This is a genomic window from Viridibacillus arenosi (genome assembly GCF_001955655.1).
GTDB classification, from domain to species: domain Bacteria; phylum Bacillota; class Bacilli; order Bacillales_A; family Planococcaceae; genus Viridibacillus; species Viridibacillus arenosi.
This window is the reverse complement of record NZ_MSPW01000006.1, coordinates 64363-85501: the sequence shown is the minus strand read 5'-3', so window position 1 is coordinate 85501 and position 21139 is coordinate 64363. Positions and strand designations below refer to the sequence as shown.

The 21139-nt window shown below is 35.9% G+C and carries 22 protein-coding genes; 11 read left to right on the top strand and 11 right to left on the bottom strand.

Features of this window, described 5'->3' with window-relative positions; all coding sequences use genetic code 11:
- Positions 1-112: 112 nt before the first annotated feature.
- The 3 genes from hemY to hemE are packed head-to-tail and all read right to left on the bottom strand — an operon-like array spanning position 113 to position 3560.
- Positions 113-1534: a protoporphyrinogen oxidase gene (gene hemY, locus BK137_RS12570; RefSeq protein ID WP_038188964.1), complete on the bottom strand. Its 1422-nt coding sequence runs from the start codon at positions 1532-1534 to the stop codon at positions 113-115.
- A 9-nt stretch (positions 1535-1543) separates the two neighbouring features.
- The gene (gene hemH, locus BK137_RS12565) at positions 1544-2476 is read right to left on the bottom strand and encodes a ferrochelatase (RefSeq protein WP_038188966.1); all 933 of its coding nucleotides are present in this window, start codon (positions 2474-2476) and stop codon (positions 1544-1546) included.
- 34 nt (positions 2477-2510) lie between these two features.
- Positions 2511-3560 (bottom strand): uroporphyrinogen decarboxylase, encoded by a 1050-nt coding sequence (gene hemE, locus BK137_RS12560; RefSeq protein ID WP_038188971.1) that lies wholly within the window; start codon positions 3558-3560, stop codon positions 2511-2513.
- 367 nt (positions 3561-3927) lie between these two features.
- Here hemE and BK137_RS12555 point away from each other — a divergent pair, with 367 nt between their 5' ends.
- Positions 3928-4446: an antibiotic biosynthesis monooxygenase family protein gene (locus tag BK137_RS12555; protein WP_038188974.1), complete on the top strand. Its 519-nt coding sequence runs from the start codon at positions 3928-3930 to the stop codon at positions 4444-4446.
- 84 nt (positions 4447-4530) lie between these two features.
- The gene (locus tag BK137_RS12550) at positions 4531-5700 is read left to right on the top strand and encodes a M20 family metallopeptidase (RefSeq protein WP_038188976.1); all 1170 of its coding nucleotides are present in this window, start codon (positions 4531-4533) and stop codon (positions 5698-5700) included.
- Between the two features lie 38 nt (positions 5701-5738).
- Here the strand turns inward: BK137_RS12550 and BK137_RS12545 are convergent, their stop codons facing one another.
- Together BK137_RS12545 and BK137_RS12540 are read right to left on the bottom strand one after the other, a co-directional pair.
- A complete protein-coding gene (locus BK137_RS12545) occupies positions 5739-6920 on the bottom strand; it encodes an ABC transporter permease (RefSeq protein ID WP_038188978.1) in 1182 nt (393 codons plus the stop codon).
- On the bottom strand, positions 6913-7653 hold the full coding sequence (locus tag BK137_RS12540; RefSeq protein ID WP_038188991.1) for an ABC transporter ATP-binding protein: 741 nt from the start codon (positions 7651-7653) through the stop codon (positions 6913-6915). The genes BK137_RS12545 and BK137_RS12540 overlap by 8 nt, the downstream gene beginning before the upstream one ends.
- Positions 7654-7756: 103 nt before the next feature.
- Here BK137_RS12540 and BK137_RS12535 point away from each other — a divergent pair, with 103 nt between their 5' ends.
- The 6 genes from BK137_RS12535 to BK137_RS12510 all read left to right on the top strand — a co-directional run bounded on the left by BK137_RS12535 (position 7757) and on the right by BK137_RS12510 (position 11030).
- The gene (locus BK137_RS12535) at positions 7757-8188 is read left to right on the top strand and encodes an HIT family protein (protein ID WP_038188993.1); all 432 of its coding nucleotides are present in this window, start codon (positions 7757-7759) and stop codon (positions 8186-8188) included.
- Between the two features lie 144 nt (positions 8189-8332).
- Complete coding sequence (locus BK137_RS12530; protein ID WP_038188996.1) at positions 8333-8860, top strand: tryptophan transporter; 528 nt, start codon at positions 8333-8335, stop codon at positions 8858-8860.
- A gap of 183 nt (positions 8861-9043) precedes the next feature.
- Complete coding sequence (locus BK137_RS12525) at positions 9044-9409, top strand: YtxH domain-containing protein (RefSeq protein WP_038188999.1); 366 nt, start codon at positions 9044-9046, stop codon at positions 9407-9409.
- A 142-nt stretch (positions 9410-9551) separates the two neighbouring features.
- Entirely contained in the window at positions 9552-10070 is a 519-nt protein-coding gene (locus BK137_RS12520; RefSeq protein ID WP_051448815.1) for an HTH-type transcriptional regulator Hpr, read from the top strand.
- Positions 10071-10231: 161 nt separating this feature from the next.
- Positions 10232-10777 carry a DUF3267 domain-containing protein gene (locus BK137_RS12515; protein WP_038189003.1) on the top strand — a complete coding sequence of 182 codons (546 nt, stop codon included), beginning with the start codon at positions 10232-10234 and terminating at the stop codon, positions 10775-10777.
- A 70-nt stretch (positions 10778-10847) separates the two neighbouring features.
- Positions 10848-11030 (top strand): hypothetical protein, encoded by a 183-nt coding sequence (locus BK137_RS12510; protein WP_370588357.1) that lies wholly within the window; start codon positions 10848-10850, stop codon positions 11028-11030.
- A gap of 151 nt (positions 11031-11181) precedes the next feature.
- Here the strand turns inward: BK137_RS12510 and BK137_RS12505 are convergent, their stop codons facing one another.
- The gene (locus BK137_RS12505; protein ID WP_076034466.1) at positions 11182-11280 is read right to left on the bottom strand and encodes a YjcZ family sporulation protein; all 99 of its coding nucleotides are present in this window, start codon (positions 11278-11280) and stop codon (positions 11182-11184) included.
- 153 nt (positions 11281-11433) lie between these two features.
- Here BK137_RS12505 and BK137_RS12500 point away from each other — a divergent pair, with 153 nt between their 5' ends.
- Positions 11434-12309, top strand: coding sequence for a peptidylprolyl isomerase (locus tag BK137_RS12500; protein WP_038189009.1), 876 nt, complete (start codon positions 11434-11436; stop codon positions 12307-12309).
- Positions 12310-12440: 131 nt separating this feature from the next.
- Positions 12441-12770: a hypothetical protein gene (locus BK137_RS12495; protein ID WP_327192209.1), complete on the top strand. Its 330-nt coding sequence runs from the start codon at positions 12441-12443 to the stop codon at positions 12768-12770.
- Positions 12771-12838: 68 nt separating this feature from the next.
- Here the strand turns inward: BK137_RS12495 and yhaM are convergent, their stop codons facing one another.
- The 3 genes from yhaM to BK137_RS12480 are packed head-to-tail and all read right to left on the bottom strand — an operon-like array spanning position 12839 to position 17923.
- Entirely contained in the window at positions 12839-13777 is a 939-nt protein-coding gene (yhaM, locus tag BK137_RS12490; protein WP_038189011.1) for a 3'-5' exoribonuclease YhaM, read from the bottom strand.
- Entirely contained in the window at positions 13774-16674 is a 2901-nt protein-coding gene (locus BK137_RS12485; RefSeq protein ID WP_038189014.1) for an ATP-binding protein, read from the bottom strand. Before BK137_RS12485 ends, yhaM begins: the two co-directional genes overlap by 4 nt.
- Positions 16675-16702: 28 nt before the next feature.
- Positions 16703-17923 (bottom strand): metallophosphoesterase family protein, encoded by a 1221-nt coding sequence (locus BK137_RS12480; protein ID WP_038189023.1) that lies wholly within the window; start codon positions 17921-17923, stop codon positions 16703-16705.
- A 179-nt stretch (positions 17924-18102) separates the two neighbouring features.
- Between BK137_RS12480 and BK137_RS12475 the strand changes: the two genes are divergently transcribed.
- On the top strand, positions 18103-18288 hold the full coding sequence (locus tag BK137_RS12475; RefSeq protein WP_038189025.1) for a YhzD family protein: 186 nt from the start codon (positions 18103-18105) through the stop codon (positions 18286-18288).
- Positions 18289-18331: 43 nt separating this feature from the next.
- Here BK137_RS12475 and BK137_RS12470 read toward each other — a convergent pair whose 3' ends face one another.
- Both BK137_RS12470 and BK137_RS12465 read right to left on the bottom strand, forming a co-directional pair.
- The gene (locus tag BK137_RS12470; RefSeq protein ID WP_038189027.1) at positions 18332-19114 is read right to left on the bottom strand and encodes an enoyl-CoA hydratase; all 783 of its coding nucleotides are present in this window, start codon (positions 19112-19114) and stop codon (positions 18332-18334) included.
- Positions 19115-19149: 35 nt separating this feature from the next.
- Positions 19150-20841, bottom strand: a complete 1692-nt coding sequence (locus BK137_RS12465; protein WP_051448809.1) for an FAD-binding dehydrogenase — start codon at positions 20839-20841, stop codon at positions 19150-19152.
- Positions 20842-21139 lie beyond the last annotated feature (298 nt).

Here is a 21139-nt window from a genome sequence, read left to right as displayed (position 1 = left end):
CAGAGTTCGCGACGTCATGTATGCCTCAAGAATTACATAAATATATTGATAAAATGGCAAAAAAAATCGCTCTTCTGTAGGTATCTTTAAACCAACGAAAAGAACGACTCCATTATTCAAATAATTTTATTAATAACTCATCCACTGCGCTTCGAGCCTGGTCAACACAATTAGGTAAACTTGTTCCTTCATAAGAACTTCCTACCAACTTCATCGTAGGGAAGTGTTCATATAATTCTTGTTTAACTAATTCTACACGTTGAGTGTGACCAACTGTATACTGAGGCATAGCTTCTTTCCATCTCGAAACAACGGTAAATAATGGACTCCCTTTTAGCGGGGTCACTCTATTTAAATCTTGTAAGACAATCTTTTCAATCTCACCATCCGATAAATCGACAATCGCTTCATCACCTGAACGTCCTACATAAACTTCCAATAAAGCATAGCCCTCTGGAACAAATGCCGGCCATTTTCGATGTATCCATGAACAAGATGTAATTGAGAAATCGCTATTACGCGCAACAGTGAATCCAGAGCCATTAAAACTTTCATCCATTGCTTCTATGGGAAATGCCATCGATACAGTAGCAACAGTTGCTAGTGGGATATCTTGTAAATTTTGTAATAAACCTTGTTTGGCAAACATTTTTTGAGTTATAAGATGTGGTGTAGCTAAAATTACTGCGTCTGCGGCAATTGAGGTCTTATTATTCAAAGACAATGTGACTTGATGCGCTGCTTTTGCAATCGATTCAACTTTGACACTTTTTAAAATAGTCGTATCTATTAGTCGTCCCTCTAATGCCTCTATCAACGTTTCAAGACCATTTATAAAAGTTTGGAATGAACGCTCTTCAATGCTCTTTGAGTCATCATGAGAGGTCTCAGAAAGTGCCTTTTTCATACCTGTCATTAAACTTCTATATTCTTTTTCCATTTCAATTAGTTCTGGAAAAGTTGCTTGTAAACTAAGCTGTTCTATATCTCCAGCAGAAATACCTAATAAAAGCGGCTCTATAATATTCTCAACAGTTTCCTTACCGAATCTTCTACGTATAAATTTCCCTAAAGGCTGATCTTCTTGTACTCGAGAACGAGGAAACCATAGGTCACATGTAGCACGCACTTTACCGCTCCAAGACACAATATCAGAAGCTAAAAATGAAGATAACTTTGTGGGAATCCCTAAAATTGACCCTGCTGGTACTGGATATAGTTTTTCATTGACAGTAATGTACGTTTGACCTGCTTCACTTCGAATGAGCTGGTCTTCGATACCTAAGTCTTTTACTAATTTGGCCATACTATTATTGTTATCAATAAATGAGTTTGGACCACGTTCAATGATAAAATTTTCCTTGCGTACAGTTTGAATCTTGCCACCTAAACGATGAGAAGATTCAATCAGTACTATTTCTAATGGAAGTTTTTTCTCTTTAGCCTCTTGTTGCAAATAGAACGCAGCAGCTAAGCCTGAAATCCCACCACCGATAACGGCTACTCTTTGCTTTTGTTCAGTCACATCAATCATCACTTTCTATTAGGCTTGAGATAACGTTTTATTAATAACATCAACCATTGCATCGATGAATAATGGATCATCGTTTGGCATAGCTGGACGACGATAGTTAGCTCCTAATTCTTCACAAACTATACGACATTCATAGTCATTGTCATACAATACCTCTAAATGTTCCGCAGTAAAGCCTACTGGTGTATAAACAAATGAACGGTAGCCTTTTTCGTTGTATAGTTCGCGGGTTAAATCTTGAACATCTGGTCCAAGCCAAGGTTCCGGTGTTTGACCAGCACTTTGCCAGCCCACTTCCATATGTTCTACTCCTGTTTCTTTCTGAAGAATTTCAGCTGTTTCATGTAGTTGATCTGCATAAGGGTCACCTAATTTAACAATCTTTTCAGGTAATGAGTGGTTAGAAACAATTAGACAAGCTGTGTTACGTTCTTCTTCTGACATGTCAGCAAACGCTTCATTGATTTTTTCAGTCCAATATTGGATGAATTTTGGCTCTTTGTACCAGCTTTCAACTGAAGTGATTGTTAAACCACCTAATTCTTCTGCTTTTTCTTTCGCACGGCCATTGTACGATTTAATAGAGAATGTTGAGAAGTGAGGGGCAAGTACGATGGAAACTGCTTCAGTAATACCGTCTTTATGCATTGCTTCTACTGCATCTTCTACGAATGGTGCAATATGTTTTAAACCAATATAAAGTTTGTACTCTACTTCATCTTGAACTTCATTTAAACGAGCACATAATGCTGCTGCTTGTTTACGAGTTGTTTCTGCAAGAGGAGAAATACCACCGATAGCTTGATAACGGCTACGTAGGTCTTCGATTAACTCTTCGCTAGGTTTGCGACCATGGCGAATATGTGTATAGTATGCCTCAATTTCATCTTCGTTGTTTGGTGTACCATAAGCCATAACTAATAAGCCCATTGTTTTTTTCATTGTAAATTCACCTCAAAAAATTATTTACTACTTATTAAGAACGTACTTTAACTTGCTCTGCACTGTATTCATGAATAAGTGTTGTTAAACGTTTTAAAACATCTGGATCTACTGAAGGGAAAACGCCGTGTCCTAAGTTGAAAATATGACCCGGTACTTCTAAGCCCTGGTCAATAATTGCTTTTGTGCGTTCTTCAATAACAGACCAATCAGCTAATAATAATGTTGGATCTAAGTTACCTTGAACTGGTTTAGTCATCCCCATAGCGCGCGCTTCTTTAATCGGCAAACGCCAATCTAAGCCGACAACATCTACCGGTAAATCATGCCATTCCATTGCTAAGTGGCTTGCACCTACGCCGAATGTGATCATCGGAACATCTAACTCTTTTAGCTCACTAAAAATTCTTGTCATAACTGGTTTAATGAAGATACGGTAATCTTCTTTGCTTAGTGCTCCAACCCATGAGTCAAAAATTTGGAATGCCTTAGCTCCTGCTCCAACTTGAGCTTTAATATCCACAATAATCATATCCGCTAACTTGTCCATTAACATGAACCAAGCTTGTGGCTCAGATACCATGAATGATTTTGTTAAGCTGTAACTTTTAGAAGGACCACCTTCAATCATATAGCTCGCAAGTGTAAATGGAGCGCCGGCAAAGCCGATTAAAGGTACATCTAATTGTTCTTCAGTTAAAAGTTTTATTGTATCAAGCACGAATGGTACATGTTCTTCAGGATTAAATTCGCGTAAAGCTTCTACATCTTTTACAGAGCGAATTGGGTTTGAAATCACTGGACCAATACCTGCTTTTATTTTCACATCAACACCCATACCTGGTAGTGGTGTTACGATATCTTTATATAAAATGGCTGCATCAACATTATAATTTTGTACCGGTAAATGTGTCACATAAGCACACAATTCTGGTTGATGTGTAATTTCCTCTAATGAGTATTTCTCTTTAATCTTACGGTATTCAGGCTGTGAACGTCCTGCTTGACGCATATACCAAACCGGAGTATAGGCTGTCCTCTCTCCACGTGCTGCGCGTAAAAGCGTATCATTAATCTTTCTCATGAATAGATTCATTCCCTTCATATATAAAAGTTATTCGTTTCGACTTTCGTATCCGTTTTCACTATAGTCGTTTCCCATGTTATTGTATAGTTTTCCGCCCGAAATGTCATGAAATTGTTTGTAATGTTGACATCTTTTCGACAAAGATGTCTGACAATCTAAAAACCCTCAAATTCTTTTAATATATTTTACTTATTATCGATATATCAAACATACAATTATTAATTGTGCACATTATAATGTTTAATTGATATAAACTATGGCTAAATATTATATACAAAGGAATGATAAAAGCGCCGGCTCGAGCAACTAGCCACTGAAACTGGTTATATTTAAGAACATATAAATTAAATAGGAGGCGTTATTATTGAATATTTATTTAACATCTGGAACTCCAGAATTTATGGTAAGCTTACGAAAAAAATATCCCAACGAAAAAATGATTGTATTACATGGCTCTGGCAACTCTATGTTGCTACATGAGACAGAGGGAAAATCTGTTTTTCAAACCCCTCGAAGCTACGAAGTAATCGATTCAATTAATGAATTAGAAGATAAAGGTTTCTTTGTATTGAATCATCTACCTGTTTCAGATGAAGGTCGTCCTATATTTGAACATCGTTTTTTAAGTCGTTCGCATGTAATTGATTCGGATCCTGGTTTCAAAGCATATCGCTTACTTAAACCGCTCAATTCCGAAACTTATATTGTCTTAACAGAATGGACTGGTCCAACTTCATTTGAAGCTTGGAAAGTATCAAAAGCATATAAAGAAGCTTTTGATAATCAAGTTGCTGCAGTAGGTATTGAAAATCGTAACATTTTCACAAGTAAAGCATATGTAACAACTTATACCACTGCAAAAAATGAAGAAACTGAAGATTAATTAGTAAAGTCGAGTCAAGCGCTCGGCTTTTTTTGTTATAATAAAAGCAAATCAATAATACTAACTATGAGTGAGGTATAGCAGATGAAACTACAACTTTTTGATAAACTAGATGCTTCTTATAAAGACATGGTACAAATTCGCCGCCATTTACATATGCATCCTGAAGTTTCTTTTAATGAGACTGAAACAGCTAAGTATATACAAAAATTTTACGATCAGCTCGGCGTTGTTTATGAAGCTAATGTTGGTGGCAACGGGGTTGTTGCACGTATTAAAGGCGGAAAAACTGGTAAAACAATTGCATTAAGAGCAGACTTTGATGCACTTCCTATTCAAGAATTAAACGATGTTCCCTATAAATCAACTGTCGCTGGTGTTATGCATGCTTGTGGTCATGATGGTCATACTGCCACATTACTACAACTTGCAAAAGCACTTCATGAAATGCGCGATCAGCTAGCTGGTGAATATGTCATCATTCATCAACATGCTGAAGAAATAGCGCCTGGTGGAGCAAAACCTATGGTGGAAGCGGGCTGCTTGGATGGTGTCGATGCTGTTTTTGGTACACATCTATGGTCACAAACACCGTTTGGCACTATTGAACATCGCTCAGGACCTATGATGGCTTCAGCAGATCGCTTCGAAATTTCTATACAAGGCCGCGGTGGACATGGTGCAATGCCACAAGATACGATTGATACAGTAACAATTGGTGCACAACTCGTTACAAATTTACAGCATATCGTCTCTCGCAGAGTTGATCCTATTAAATCGGCTGTAGTAACAATTGGTTCCTTCCACGCTGGAGATACTTTTAATGTTATTGCTGGGGAAGCTAAAATGTCAGGTACTGTCCGTACATTTTTACCTGAAGTCCGTGATTTAGTGGAAGCTGAAATTGAACGTATTATTAAAGGTACTTGCCTTGCCGCTGATTGCGCCTACACATTCGAATACATTAGGGGCTATCCAGCTGTTGTCAATCATGAGAAAGAGTCTGCTTTCCTTTTTGATATCGCGAAGGATATTCCTGGTGTTAATGAAGTACTTGAATGCGCTCCACTTATGGTTGGGGAAGATTTTTCATACTACCTAGAAAAGGTACCTGGTGTATTCTTCTTTACAGGTGCAATGCCTGAAGGAACTGCATATGCTCATCATCATGCAAAATTCGATTTCCGTGAAGAAGCAATGTTGATTGCTGCTAAAACGTTAGGTGCAGCAGTACTTGATTATCAAAATATATAAAAAAATCCTGAGACATTCACACTGTCTCAGGATTTTCTTTATTTCGTCATTCGTAATGTAAGCTCGCCAACGATTAACATAATCACAGGTCCGACATAAAATAATGGGTTACCTATGCCACAAATTAACACGATAATTGCTTGTACAATATTTACCACTCGAACAATTTTATGAACTGCTAGTTTACGATAAACTGTTGGTAATGGATATAACATATACATACTAAAATCTGTTGAAGAAATTAATGCTTGCTTCAACTGAATTGTCGTCGCAAATGCTAGCGCTGCTAAAAAGACGCCAACAGCAACAGGCATATTAATGATAAAAGCACCTATGCCCGCTATCGCCGTTAAACGCACCCATAAATAGAAATGGTCATCTGTACGGACAAAAGTGCGGAACACTAAATAGGCTTGTGTATTTTCTTTTTTAAACGCTACCATTTTATATAGCGCATCCAACCACTGACGTCTTTTAATGCTACCATGTATATGAGGTACGTCTGTAAAATAATTAGCAAAACGATAAAGACGCAACATACGATTTTGCTCTAGTTTTACGAAATGCTCATAAGGAAAGGGATGCATAGTCTTTTGTTTCATCCAAGTAAAACCATAATAGATTACTGGAATAGCAACAATAATCATCATCCATATGTTCATCAATAACACTGATGCCAAAACAATAATAGAAATTAATATTCTTACAAGGCGATCTCCCCATACTGCTTGTCCTCGATTAGCCCAACGAAATGCAAAATCGACTTGTACATTCCACCATTTCATCAACACAACAACTACAAATGTTAATCCAATTGTCACTGTAGATACTTTTCCTATTTGTTTTAGCATAGGTAGGGCTATGATAAACGGTAAAACAACGACAAGAATCTGTGACCAAAATGTCCAATTTAGAGCCTTCTTAAAATAAATTGGAAGCTTTGTCTCAAGTGGCAATAAGTAAACTTGGTCAGGCTCACGGATTAAAGTCGTAGGACTACTGAATGCTAATAGAAAACCTATTACGATTGCAGTTACTAATATAGAAGGAAAATCAATTGGATTTGTTTTCAGCCACTCACTATATTGATAGCCACCTGCGCCGATGATGAATACAAGTACGATTGCCATATGCCCCGTAAAGACATATTTCATATACTTTTGCACTTCATTTATATAATGAAAGAAGCGTGTACGCCACACATCATGCAAGTTATTCATGATCTTGCTCCTTTGTCATCGCGATGTATAGGTCGTCCAAAGTTGCACCTGGCATATTGAATGCTTGGCGTAAGTCATTCATCGTCCCTTGTGCGCGAAGTCGGCCATTATGTAACAATAAAATACGGTCACAATGTTTTTCAGCCGTCGATAAAATATGTGTAGACATCAAAATAGATGCTCCGTCTTTTTTCTTTTCATCCATGTGATCTAATAATGATTGAATCCCTAGAGGATCTAGCCCTAAAAATGGCTCATCAATAATATATAATGATGGATTAACTAAAAATGCACACATAATCATCACTTTTTGACGCATTCCTTTTGAGAAATGAGACGGAAACCAGTTTAATCGCTTTTCCATTCGGAATTCTTTTAATAATGGTTCAGAGCGTTCTTTTAATGTTTGTTCATCCAAACCATATGCCATTGCAGTTAATTCTAAATGTTCTTTCAAAGTTAACTCATCATATAATACAGGAGTTTCTGGAATATATGAAAATGAGGAACGATATTGATCCATATTTTCCTTTATTGTGATCCCGTTTAGAAGAATGTCTCCACTTTTTTGAGTCATTAATCCGATAATGTGTTTAATTGTAGTACTTTTCCCTGCCCCATTCAGTCCAATTAGTCCGACTAGTTCTCCAGGTTGAATTGTAAAGGATAAATCATGAATAACAGGTTTTCTCGTATAACCACCTGTTACGGATTGTAATTCTAATACTGTCATTCCTCGTCACTCCTATTCTTCTTACAGTTTATCAAAATTTTCGCAAACTAGCAGTTACCAATATGGTAAAATAAAAAGCAAAATGATGAAAGGTGTGTATTTTATGAGCGATTGTTTATTTTGTAAAATTATCGATGGTTCAATTCCTAGTATGAAAGTTTACGAAGACGAATTTGTCTATGCCTTTATGGATATTGGTCCCCTATCAAAAGGTCATACATTATTAATTCCTAAAGAGCACGTGGCAAACATTTTTGAAATGTCTTCTGAAGTAGCTTCGAATCTCTTTGCTGTTGCACCTAAAATTGCTAATGCTATTAAAGATACCTTCAACCCAGCTGGCATGAACTTAGTAAATAATAACGGAGAAGCGGCTGGCCAAACTGTATTTCACTTTCATTTACACTTCATACCAAGATATGATGAAACTGACGGATTTAAACCTACTTGGACCACAAAACCAGATGAATATACGCCAGTAATTTTAGCTGATTTAGCTGAACAAATTATTGAAAATCTAAATAAGAAGGGTTAACTTTCTTATTAATACTATTATATAATAGTATTGATTTCCCGATAATTTACCTGTAATATCATGTATAAGTTTCGCTTCCGATCACGAGGATACGGAAGGAAATAACAAAAGTTGAGCTCAGTGTAGCTATAGGAGAGATGAGAAATGAATACGAAGAATTTAGTTTTGATGGCACTTTTAGTTGGTGTAGGTGCGGCATTATATGTCGTGATTCCAGGAATTAATGGTGGTATGAAGCCAGACTTCATGCTAACTATGATGTTTATCGGCATCTTATTATTCCCTGGTATTAAAGAAGTTTTCTTACTATCAATAACTACAGGCGTGATTTCAGGCCTATTTTCAACATTCCCAGCTGGTTTTGTACCGAACATTATCGACAAATTAGTCACAGCATTTATTTTCTATGCAGCAGTTGTATTATTACAAAAGTTTGCTCAGAAAATTGCAGTATCGGCTGTTCTTGCCGGTGTAGGTACGATAATTTCAGGAAGTGTTTTCTTAGGCTCAGCAATATTAGTTGTTGGTGCGAAAATTCCATTTACAGCATTATTCATAACAGTAGTACTACCTGCTGTTGCCATTAACGTCGTAGCATTTATTATTATTTACCCAATCATCATTAATTTGGTTAAACGTTCGAAATTTAATACATCTTTAACACATGCCTAAACATTAATATTAAAAATAATATATTCAGAAGGTCACTATCTACAATACTATAGATAATGACCTTCTTTTTAATAGCTACAAATAATAAATAATTTTTGTTTTAATTTCTTTTATTGGATATCATGTTTTATTATAGTAAAAGAAGGATATACATAGTTTAAACTAGGAAGGAGAAACGATATTATGAAAACGTCTACATTTTTACTCGGCTTAACAACTGGAGCAATTGGGGGTATGGTAGCTGTTCTTTTATCTACACCACAATCAGGTAAAGAATTTAGATCATCACTGCAAACTACTAAAGAGGATCTTCAAAATAGAATAGCTGATATTAAAGGGTCTATTGAGAACATAAAAAATGAAGCTCAACAAACCATTCCTAAAGTTATTGAAGAATCAAAGGAATCTTTTGCTTCTTGGCAAGCTGAGACAGCGCCTATTCAAGAGAATCTACAACAAGAAATTGCTTCTTTACAAAGCTCTGTTGAAGAAATCGAAAAACATCTAGCAGAATTCCAAAATCGTAAGAATCCAAAAAATAATGAATAAAATTATACGATAGAAGTATATTTTTCGAGAAAAATAATTAAACTATTATAAAAATATATTTTTTGTACTATTTTATATTGGAAAACGATTGTTTATTATTTACAAATAATGTTATAATGTTAGAAAATTGCGAAAGTTGGTGATAGCTATGTCTGAAGACTTATATACGGTTCGTGAAGCTATGCTTTACAGCCAAAGAATCGCCCAGCTATCGAAGGCCCTTTGGAAAGCTGCTGAAAAAGATTGGCAAGCATGGATTAAACCATATGATTTGAATATCAATGAGCACCATGTATTATGGATTGCTTCTAATCTTGAAGGCGCATCGATTTCTGATATAGCAAAATTTGGTGTAATGCACGTATCGACCGCATTTAATTTCTCTAAAAATTTAGAGGAGCGTGGATTGCTTGCATTTTCTAAACGTAATGACGATAAGCGAAATACATATGTTGAGCTCACCGAAAAAGGTAAGTCATTACTTGTTGAATTGACAGAAAATTACAACCAATCGAAGCATAGTGTTCTTGAAGGTTCGCTTCCTTTAAAAGAAATGTATGGTAAATTCCCTGAATTGTTAGACCTTATGGCTATTATTCGTAATATCTATGGGGATGATTTCATGGATATTTTCGAAGGTTCATTACGTAAAATTGAATAATATTCAAAACGAGTTCAACCTGAGTATTGCTCCAAATGTTCAATACTCAGGGATGAAAACGCTATCTTTTTTTTAATATAAAATGACTTGATTTTCCTTATGAAAAGCATTAATGTTAGGTTTCGAAGATTATCATATTTTGAAATTGGAGATGCTAAACCTTGCATTGCTGGAAAACAATTAATGTACAGAAACAATACGGCCATGATCGTATTTTTTTATTGTCTACTATAATCGTCATTAGCGTATTTTCTGTTTTTTATATAGTTTTAAATATATTTAAAGAAGATCCGTTATCAGATCACTTATTCCCGCTCTTTTTACTGGTCTTTTTTATGATTTACCCTGCTCATAAGCTGCTACATTTTATGCCATTATTTAGTTATCGTAAAAGTTTGCGCTTTTCCATTGAGAAACAATATAGCTTTTTACCTGTATTGTCGATGCGTATCCATGAGCCCATTTTAAAAAGTCGTTATGTTTTTGCATTGCTCGTACCATTTATTCTACTGAACTTAGTTTTAATAATTGGCGCAATAATGTTTCCACCCTTTAGACATTACTTTTCGATTTTGTTGGCTTATCACTGTGGACTTTGCTTAATTGACCTATTGTATGTCAAACATCTTATACATTCGCCTAAAACGGCATTAATTGAAGAAACAGATAAGGGGTTTGAAATTTTAGTTCCATCATCTAACCAATGATGATTAACTTGTCATTTCTGTTCTTTGTTTGTTATGCTTATGATGTAGATAGAGGGGAGGAAAAGACTTGATGATTGCCATTGTCGTCCTATTCTCGGTGTTTTATTTATTTCAAATCAACCGGATGACGTATGCACTTTGTGCGCAAAAAGAAATTCCTGAAGAAAAACAACCAAAAATATATCGAACTATAAATGTATTGATTACTATTTTGTTAATCTCATTTTACTTGGAGATTCTGTTCACTGTGTAAGCAATATTCATTTTATATCATTGAAAATAGCTTGTTGGATAAGTTAAGTTCTATCAACATTAAGTTAGTTCTTCCGTCCTCAAATTAATGAATTTAATAAATAAAAAAGTCCATTCGCATGACTGCAAATGGACTTTCTTATTGCCAAAATTCAGCAAATAAATGCCGTGCCAACAATAATTAACAAAATAAATAACACGACAATTAAAGCAAATCCTGAACCATTAGAATATCCACCACCATTACCCATTACCCACACCTCCCTTCTCTTTGCTATCTTATGCATATATGTTTTAGGGTTTTAGGCTAAATGAATATGGAACCTTTTTCTTTTTTTATCGTTTTGTGTTATAGTTACAAATACATTAGTTAGAAGTAACTAAAGTTGGGAGAGATTTTAAAGATGAAGAAAACAGTATTATCACTTACACTAGCAGCATCTGTTCTTGCTCTTGCTGCATGTGGAAATAATTCAAGTGACGAAGTAGTAGTAGAATCAAAAGCAGGTAATATTACAAAAGAACAACTGTACCAGGAAATGAAGAGTGCGGCTGGTACACAAACACTTCAAACATTAGTTATCAAAAGTGTATTAGAAGATAAATACAAAATAACTGATAAAGAAGTAGATGCAGAATTCAAAAAGCAAAAAGAAGCAATGGGTGAAAGCTACGAACAAACTCTAGCTGCTCAAGGCTTAACTGAAAAAGATTTCAAAGAAGATTATATCCGTATTCTTTTATTACAAGAAAAAGCTATGAATATTTCTGAAAAAGAAATCGAAGCATACTACGATCGTATGAAAACAGAAGTAAAAGCAAGCCATATCCTAGTTGCTGATGAAGAAACAGCTAAAGAAGTAAAATCTAAACTAGATAAAGGTGAAGATTTCGCTAAACTTGCTAAAAAGTACTCTACAGATCCAGGTTCTAAAGAAGCAGGCGGTGAACTAGGTTGGTTCGGCCCAGATAAAATGGTTGCTGAATTTACAGATGCTTCATACGCTCTTAAAAAAGGCGAAATCAGTGAACCAGTTAAATCTACTCATGGCTATCACATTATTAAATTAGAGGACAAGCGTGATGTTAAAGACCTTCCTTCTCTAGAAGATAGCAAAAATGATATTAAACAAAAAATTGCTGCAACTGAGGCAGCTCAAAATAAATTCATTGAAACAACTACTAAATTAATTAAAGAAGCTGACGTGAAGATTAAAGACAAAGATCTAAAAGACGCACTAAGCCAATTTTTAAATGAAAATACTACTACTGAAAAATAAGTAGCAACATTAAAGTACTTGATCCATTACGATGGATCAGGTATTTTTTTATTTTTACGGGCCTCTGTCCTCTTAATGTTTTACTTTGTCGCATGTTATAGAGTTAACAAGTTAGAACGGAGGTGATTCCTTTGAAATGTCACAACCATCACCACAGACATGGTTTTGGTCACGGTCACGGTCACGGCCATGGTCATGGTCATTGCCACAATCACGGCCAACAACCCATCGTATGCCCTACACAATATCAGTTCAATGATTGCTACGTTGAGAGAGAAGTTCCCGTTATTCATCCAATAGTTACTGTAAACAGAAAACACATTGTTAATGTACCGCGTCATTACTACACACAATCTACTGAAAACGTAGTAGTTGATCCAGGTGATCCAGGTAGACCAGGTCACTGCAATATGAATAAGCCATGTCATAAACCATTCCATGGACTGTTCCGTAACTGTTAACAGTAATACTCTTTAGTATGTAAAAAGGACCTTTCAGCATCGCTGAAAGGTCCTTTTTCTTTATTTTATTAATCAATTGTTGGTTTATAGAATGCACGATTATCTAATGGGAATAATCTTTCTGTGAATTCACCAGATGCTGTCTTACCTAATGCACGTTTTAGCATATTCATTTTGGCATCGATATTATCGATGTAGTGAAGCATCTCCGCTTCTTGCAACATTGGCTTTTTAGGGCTTCCCCATTCTTCTTTACCGTGATGAGATAATACCATATGTTGCAACAACATGACTTCTTCACCTTCGATTTGAAGTGTATCTGCGGCTTTCGCAATTTCTGTCACCATAATCGAGATATGCCCTAGCATATTACCCGTGACAGTATATGATGTTGCAACTGGTCCAGATAACTCAACTACTTTACCGATATCATGTAAAATAATACCTGCATATAATAAATCCTTATTTAAAGTCGGATATAAATCAGCAATTGCTCGACCTAATTTCAACATCGATACAACGTGATCTAGTAAACCAGATGCATAATCATGGTGATTTTTTGTCGCAGCTGGGAACGTCATAACCTCATCTTGGTTTTCTTTTAATATATGTCTAGTAATGCGTGAAATTTGTGGATTTTTAATTTCGAAGAAGAACTGCATCAATTGCTCAAATAATTCCTCTTTTGGTGTTTCTGCAGATGGTACTAAATCCACTACTGAAACTCCCTCATCATTCGCTACTGGACGGATTGCTTTTATACGTAGTTGAGCTTTACCACGGTAATCATGGATCTCTCCACCAACACGTACAATGCCCTCAGATTGATATAGTTGTTCATGTTCTTCGCCTGTATCCCATAATTTTGCTTCAATACTACCGCTCTTGTCTTGTAAAATTAACGTCATAAATGGTTTCCCCATTGTTGTAACGCCTTTTGTAGCTTGCTTAATTAATAAATAATGATCGACTGGCTCTCCGACTTGAAGTGATGCTATACCATTCATATGGAAGTCAATCTCCTTTCACTTTTTAAATTTGAAACATGAATGACGAATGATTTTGACCATTGATCTATCATATTTTCATGACATGTAAAATAAAGTATCTGGTGTTTCGTTTGAATACTATCAACTAATTGTACCATGTTACCAATACGCAAACGATCAAAATGAACAAAAGGATCATCCATAATAATCGGAAATGGTGCAGATTGTTGTAATGAATCCGCCAATGCAAATCGTAATGCTATATAGGCTTGCTCTTTCGTCGCTTGGCTCAATTCATCTATTGTATAACGCATACCATCCTCAGCAACTGCTTCAAAAATACTTTCTGAGTTTATCTCTAATGTATCATAGCGGCCACCTGTTAACTGTATAAAATATCGTTCTGCATTTTGCAAAACTGCTGGCAGTCTTTTTTCCTTTAAGTTACGCATAGTTTCTTGTATTGCTGTTGCAATTGCTTGATTAATAGCCCATTCACGAGCTTGCTCCGCTAAAGCGGCTTTTTGCTCTTCAAACCTTTGAATCTGAATACCATATTTCTCATCTGATAATAGACCTATTGTTTTCGCTTGTAGCTCCGCATGTTCACTGAGTAACTTATCTTTTTTCTCTTGTAAAGATAGCAGCGTAGCTGATATCTGCTCAAGTAGATTTTGAGATTCTATATCGTTTAATTGAACGTTGACTGATGCCTCATCGAACATTGCCAATTGTTCCTCTACTTGTTTTAATGATAGGAAATTGTCTTTATAAAGTTGAAATTGTTCGTCAGCCCTATAGAAATCCTCGGCTGTTTCAACATCAGCTTCTTCAAATAAATGTAAGATTTCATTCGTATAAGATTTATGCAAATTCGTCTTCTCATCAATAATATTTTCTAATTGTTGTAGTTTTTCTTTAGCTGTTACAACAAGCTGCTGTTGTTCAGTCATATTGAAATAGACTGATTGAACGGTAGCTGATAAATTTTCTCTCGTACAGATTATTTCGCAAGCTGCTGAGGCATCCTTTATACGCTCATTTACTAGCGCAGAAAGTTGCTCTAATTGATGTTCTTTCATCATTATACTTGAGCTTTTTTGTTGGAACTCACGTACTTGCCTGAATAACTCTGTTAGAAGTTCGGGTTGTAATGAGCCGCTTATTTGAAAACGCTTTAAAAAAAGTTGAAGTTGCTCTTCACTTTGTTCGACATACATATTGAATTTAGATACAGCTTGTTGAGCTTCTTTCATTTGTACTTTTTTATCATCATACTGTTCTTGTAACAGAGTAATACGATCTTCAAATTGGCGAATTTTTGTCAGTAGTTGTTCCATCTCAGATTGCTGTGATTCAAATTCGCGAATTTCACGTAGCAGAGCTTCTTTATTTACAGAATTATCTTCATTTGTCACTGTACCATTGTCCAAAATAAACCATAGTGCAAAAGCTACAATAATACCTATTGCGATTACAAGCCAATTAGATTGACTAATGCCAATTAGAATAGCTATTATTGCAATCGCTACACTGAAGAGTTTTACTGATTTTGTACTTTTAGTTACTTTTACTTCATGATTTAAGGTAGCCTTCACTTCAGCTATTCTTTGTATTTTTGCTGACCAATTGGCTGCTCGTTCTATCTCATAGTCAGACGGTTGCTGTTCAAAAAGATTATCTAATTTTTGTTCATCTGTTGCTAACTCCTTTTGAAGCTGTTCTAAAGTACGTTGACCAAATCGATACTGTTCTTCGTTTTCTTCCAATTGCTTTACCAATTGACGAAAATAATCTTCCTGTTCAAGAGAAACTTCCGTTTGCTCTAAAGCTTGTTGCTGTTCATAATCCGTAATGCCCAATAATCGATATTGAGCTATTTTTTCTTGTTGTAGTATTTCAATATCATTTTCTAAACTTTTCACCTTAGAGTTCCACTCACGCCATTCACTGTCTTGATCATTGAGGTTCTTTAATCTTTGGTATCGTTCATCATCAAAACCTACTTTGAGTTGCTTTTGGATTATTTCTTTTTCTTGCTGAACTTGGTTTAATATAGCTTGTACTTCGATTTTTTTGTCTTTGTACAACTCATAACGATACACTCCATTTGTCGGAAATCCTTTCTGTAAAATAGAATGAAGCTCTTGTTCTAACTGTTCCTTCTTTTGTAGTAGAGGATAGAGTTGACGGAATATATGTAAATTCTGCTGTTCTTTCAATTGCATAGATTCGGTTGATTTAATATCATCTAATTCTGCTGTAATTTGCTGTAATCTTAAAATAGTAGGATCATATTCCTCAAGTTTTTTACGCTCTTCTTTTAGAATTTGATCACTTTCACGAAGTTCTTCAATCTGCTTATTTATCGTTGGGTTTTTACCAGATTTCTTAAAGAGCTCTCCAATTTTCTTATCTAGATCCTTTTCAAGTTTAGTTAATTGATCAACACCTGTTGTTCCTGAAGCTAATAATACTTTGCTCAATTCATCCTCAGACATATACTCTAGCTGTTGCAATTGATGAACAGAAAATGAAAAAATGGCTTCAAAGCCTTCGCGATTATAGCCATGTACTATTTTCGCTAGCGCCTCCTCATACCCTCTTGTACCATCTTCAAAATAGACCGTAACATCCCCTATTGCTTTCCCCTTCACACGTTCAATAATACAATTTCCAAATTCATCGTCTATTATATGCACTTGGCCACCATATTTACCGCCTGCTTTCGGTTCGTAGCGGAGCTGTTGCGCATTCTTTTGAGGAAAACCAAATAATATATGAAGTATAAATTGCTGAATCGTCGTTTTCCCCGCTTCATTGAGCCCATAGAATACATTGATACCTTGTTTCAAATTAATCGTTACATTCTCATGTTGCCCGAATCCAAAAATAACCAATTTGTGGATATACATATTGTTCACTCCCTTCTTTACTTCAAAGTTAAAGTTTCTTTGATACTAAGTTTTTAAATAAGTCTTTTGTTTGCGCTGAGATTTGCTCTAAATCTAAATCAGATAGAGGTTTTAAATAACGGCCACCTTTAGGATGCTGATAGAGATCTTTTAGCTTTTCCTTCCATTGCATTTCGTCCCAATTATCAATAACATGAAGTACTGCTTCTGTCGCAACAGTTGCTTCATATTCTATGAAGTCTTGCCAATTGACGTGAACAGACTGTACCCAGATGGAAGGAGATTTCAACTCTTCTTTCTCTCGTATCAGTTCAAGCCATTCTTCTATAGTACTCTCTTCAAATAACATCTTTGCGCTAGGCTCTAATTGCTCAAGCTTTAATTCTACAACTCCTGCACCATTAATATCGCGAAATTGCTGCAACACCTTTTCACATGCTTGTAAAATTTCATTGGCATGTATAAGACCCTCACAATTAACTTCAAATTCATCATAAACAATCACCGATGTCGGTACAAAATCCAGATTTGTGCTATGCTTTTCCATCTCTACATCATAAAACCCTTTTATACCTTGCTCTTTACGATGGCGGCTTTGAATATTACCTGAATAAACAATCGGTGGATGTACATTTATTATTTGACGTAAGTGAATATGCCCTAGTGCCCAATAATCATATTGTTTCGAAAGTAAAGCTTCTTTTGTAAAAGGTGCATAGACATCATGAGTTGTATTTCCCATCAAGCTTCCATGGAGCATACCAATATGAAAGGCATCCTTATCTGTAGCAACTGGGTATGTATTTATCATAGGCTCTGTCACATGCCGATTAGGATAACTAAAGCCATATATATGAACCTCAGTTTCGCGAATTTGTAAAGTCACTTGCTTTGTTTGCTTAGGTAGTACATAGACATTGGGAGGTAATTCGAAGCGTGTCCATTTTCCATTCAAATGATCATGATTTCCATAACTCAAAATGACTGGTATATTCTTGTCACAAAGTAGTTCCATACCTTTTTGGAAATGAGCTTGTGCACGTAAACTACGGTCTTCTCCATCATATATATCTCCAACAATGACAATAAAATCTGGCCGTTCTTTTACTGCATATTGGATGAATCGATCAAATGCTGCAAATGTGCTATTACGAAGTTCCTGTAAACGCTCCTTTGGGAGTGCCGACATCCCTTTAAATGGGCTATCTAAATGTAAATCGGCAGTATGAAAAAATCGAATAGTAGACATGATTTCCTCCTTCAACAGATACGAATATTTGTTCTTATTTTATCACAAAATTCCGGTAATTTATAGCAAAAGCTCTAACATAACTCATAGATTACTATTAAAATCCCATTACTGATTTGTATGTTTTTTCTGACTCTTCTAGTATAATGAATACACATTCATAAAAAAGGGTGATGAATATGAAAACGTATCGATTTACAGCGTTCGAAAAATCAGGTAAAACACTTTTTGACGAAGCATGGGAATTTGCTGATGATGTAACTGCCAAAACTCAAGGGCAACAACAAGTTGAAGAAAAAGGTTTGGCAGATCAAACACATCGCTTAGTAAATGCTGCTGGCAAATTAATATTGTTCCATTCATAATGAAAATGCCTTTCACAAAAGTTAAATTGTGAAAGGCATTTTTTTACTGTCCATTGAAAGCGGGTGTACGTTTCTGTACGAATGCTTGAATACCTTCTAAATGATCTACTGTTTTACGCATTTTAGATTGAGCAACTGCTTCCATTTTGAGAACATTCGTTAGCTCTGTACACTTTTGCGTATGCAAGATCTCCTTTGATGCAATCATTGCAGCAACTGGTGATTGTAACAATTTTTGTGCTATAAAATTTGCCTGTTCAGAAGCTTTCCCTTCAGGTACTACTTCATCTACCAAGCCTAGTTTTTTTGCTCCAGTGCCTGTCAATACGTCACCTGACCAAATCATCTGTTTAGCAAGCGGAGTGCCTAAACGCTCCTTCATGAAGAAATGCCCTGCACCATCTGGTATAAGACCAATCCCAATGAAATTCATCGCTAGTTTACTAGTTTCTTCAGCAATAATAATGTCACTAGCCAGTGTTAAACTAAAGCCTAATCCTGCAGATGCCCCGTGAACTGCTGCAATTGTTATCATTGGCAACATATATATTGCCTTCACAAAGCGTGTAATATCAACCATAACTTCATCAATATCCATCGGGTTGTCCTCATTCAGCATCGCTTTAATATCTCCACCAGCTGAAAATACTTTCCCTTCCCCTTTAATAATAAGTACTTGTATATTCCCATCATCATTTAACGCTTCAAAGCAATCAGCTAATTCTCTCATCATCACTTCATTCATAGAATTCATAGCGGCTGGCCTGTTCAAAGTCAACGTCGCCAATCTACCATTCTTCTCTAGTTTTAATGTTTCAAATGTCATTAAAAACACCCCTTTGTTTAAAAATGAACAGTTATTCATATAGTAATATTCTCTACTTCCTCCAGAACACCTTTATTTTTTGAAAAATTATTATTTTTTATATCTTTCAAAACTCCACGCCCTGCCTGTCTACCGCTAAATAAGCAGCTCCCTAAAAAGGTCCCTTCTAATGCTCTATAGCCATGAACGCCTCCGCCACCAAATCCAGCCACTTCCCCAGCGGCATACAACCCTTCAATCGGCTTCATCGATTCATCTAATACTTGGCCATCTAAATCTGTCTGTAAACCGCCTAATGTTTTACGTGTTAGAATATTTAGCCGCACCGCTATCAACGGCCCCTTACTGGCGTCTAATAGTTTATGTGGTTTAGCAACACGAACGACTTTATCCCCTATATAATTTCTAGCTCCTTGAATTGCCTTTGCTTGCAAATCCATCGTAAATTTCTTTTTTATCTCGTCATCTCGTTCTTTAATTTGTTCTTCAATATGTTCATACTGGATTAGATCATTTCCTGCAATTTTATTCATACCATCCACTAATTCTCTTAAATTATTAGCTACCACAAAATCTGCTCCATTCTCCATAAATGCTTTTACAGGTTTTGTCGGACCAGGTAATATACGTTGGAGCACTTTCCTTACACTTTTCTCAGTTAAATCTGGATTTTGCTCTGAACCTGACAATGCAAATTCCTTTTCAATAATCTTCTCTGTCAATATAAACCATGAATAATCATAGCCTGTTTTTTGAATAGCTTCCAACGTACCAAGGGTATCAAAACCCGGGAAATTCGGAGCCTTAAAACGGTTCCCCTCAGCATCTAACCAAAGTGATGACGGACCTGGTAGAATACGAATTCCATGGTTATTCCAAATGGGATTCCAATTTTGAATTCCTTCTGTATAATGCCACATTCTATCTTTGTTGACGATGCGACCTCCCACACGTTCAGAAATGCCTAACATTCTCCCATCTACATGTGCGGGTACTCCAGAAATCATTCGTTCAGGAGCCTTCCCTAAACGTTGGGGCCAATTTTTGCGTACCAACTCGATATTGGCCCCAATTCCACCACTCGTGACAATGGTTGCTTTCGCTTTATATTCAAAATCGCCTATTGAACCTCGTGCACTTTCTTCTCCACGTTTAGCACTACTAGGTACTAAAATCTTTCCCCTTACTCCAGTTACAGCATTTATAGAAGTTATCAATTCATCTACTTGATGACGTGGTTTATAGTCTACGAGCCCAGCTTTAATAGCGGCCCTTAACTTCTTCTCAAATGGCTTCACTAACCCGGGGCCAGTTCCCCATGTTATATGAAAGCGAGGAACTGAGTTACCTTGACGTTCTGCCCACCCTACAACAGGAAAAAATCTTATACCTAAACTATGCAACCATTCGCGTTTCTCCCCTGATGCAAAATCAACATACGCTTTTGCCCATTTTATAGCCCAGTAATCTTCGTCTTTCTCTCTGTCAAACTTTGCAAAGCCTAGCCAATCTCTCCAGGCTAAATCTTTTGAATCCTCTACACCAAGTCGCCTTTGTTCCGGTGAATCAACAAGAAATAATCCACCAAAAGACCACCAAGCTTGACCGCCAAGAGAAGCTTTTGGCTCTTGATCAAGTAATAATACTTTCTTTCCTTGATCCGATAATTCTGCTGTAGCAACGAGTCCAGCCAATCCTGCTCCTATGACTATTACATCATAAGTCATAATTCTCACCCTCCCCCACTGATAAAGTAAATAATATTTCGTTTCATTGTATTTCTTCACCTAATGTTTAAACACCTCTATTTACAATAGATATTGCTTAGAAATTAGAATTCCAAAAAACTAAAGTCAAGAATCATTTTATAAATCCGCTGTTTCTATCACCCTATTTTATAAGTTTCATGATTTTCTTTATTAACTCTATTCCGAACGATTGACTATTTCAGAAATTAATTTTCAAACTATAGTTCACTATTTTTGAACAATAATTTAAAAAGACATGTCTTTTCATGAAAACGCT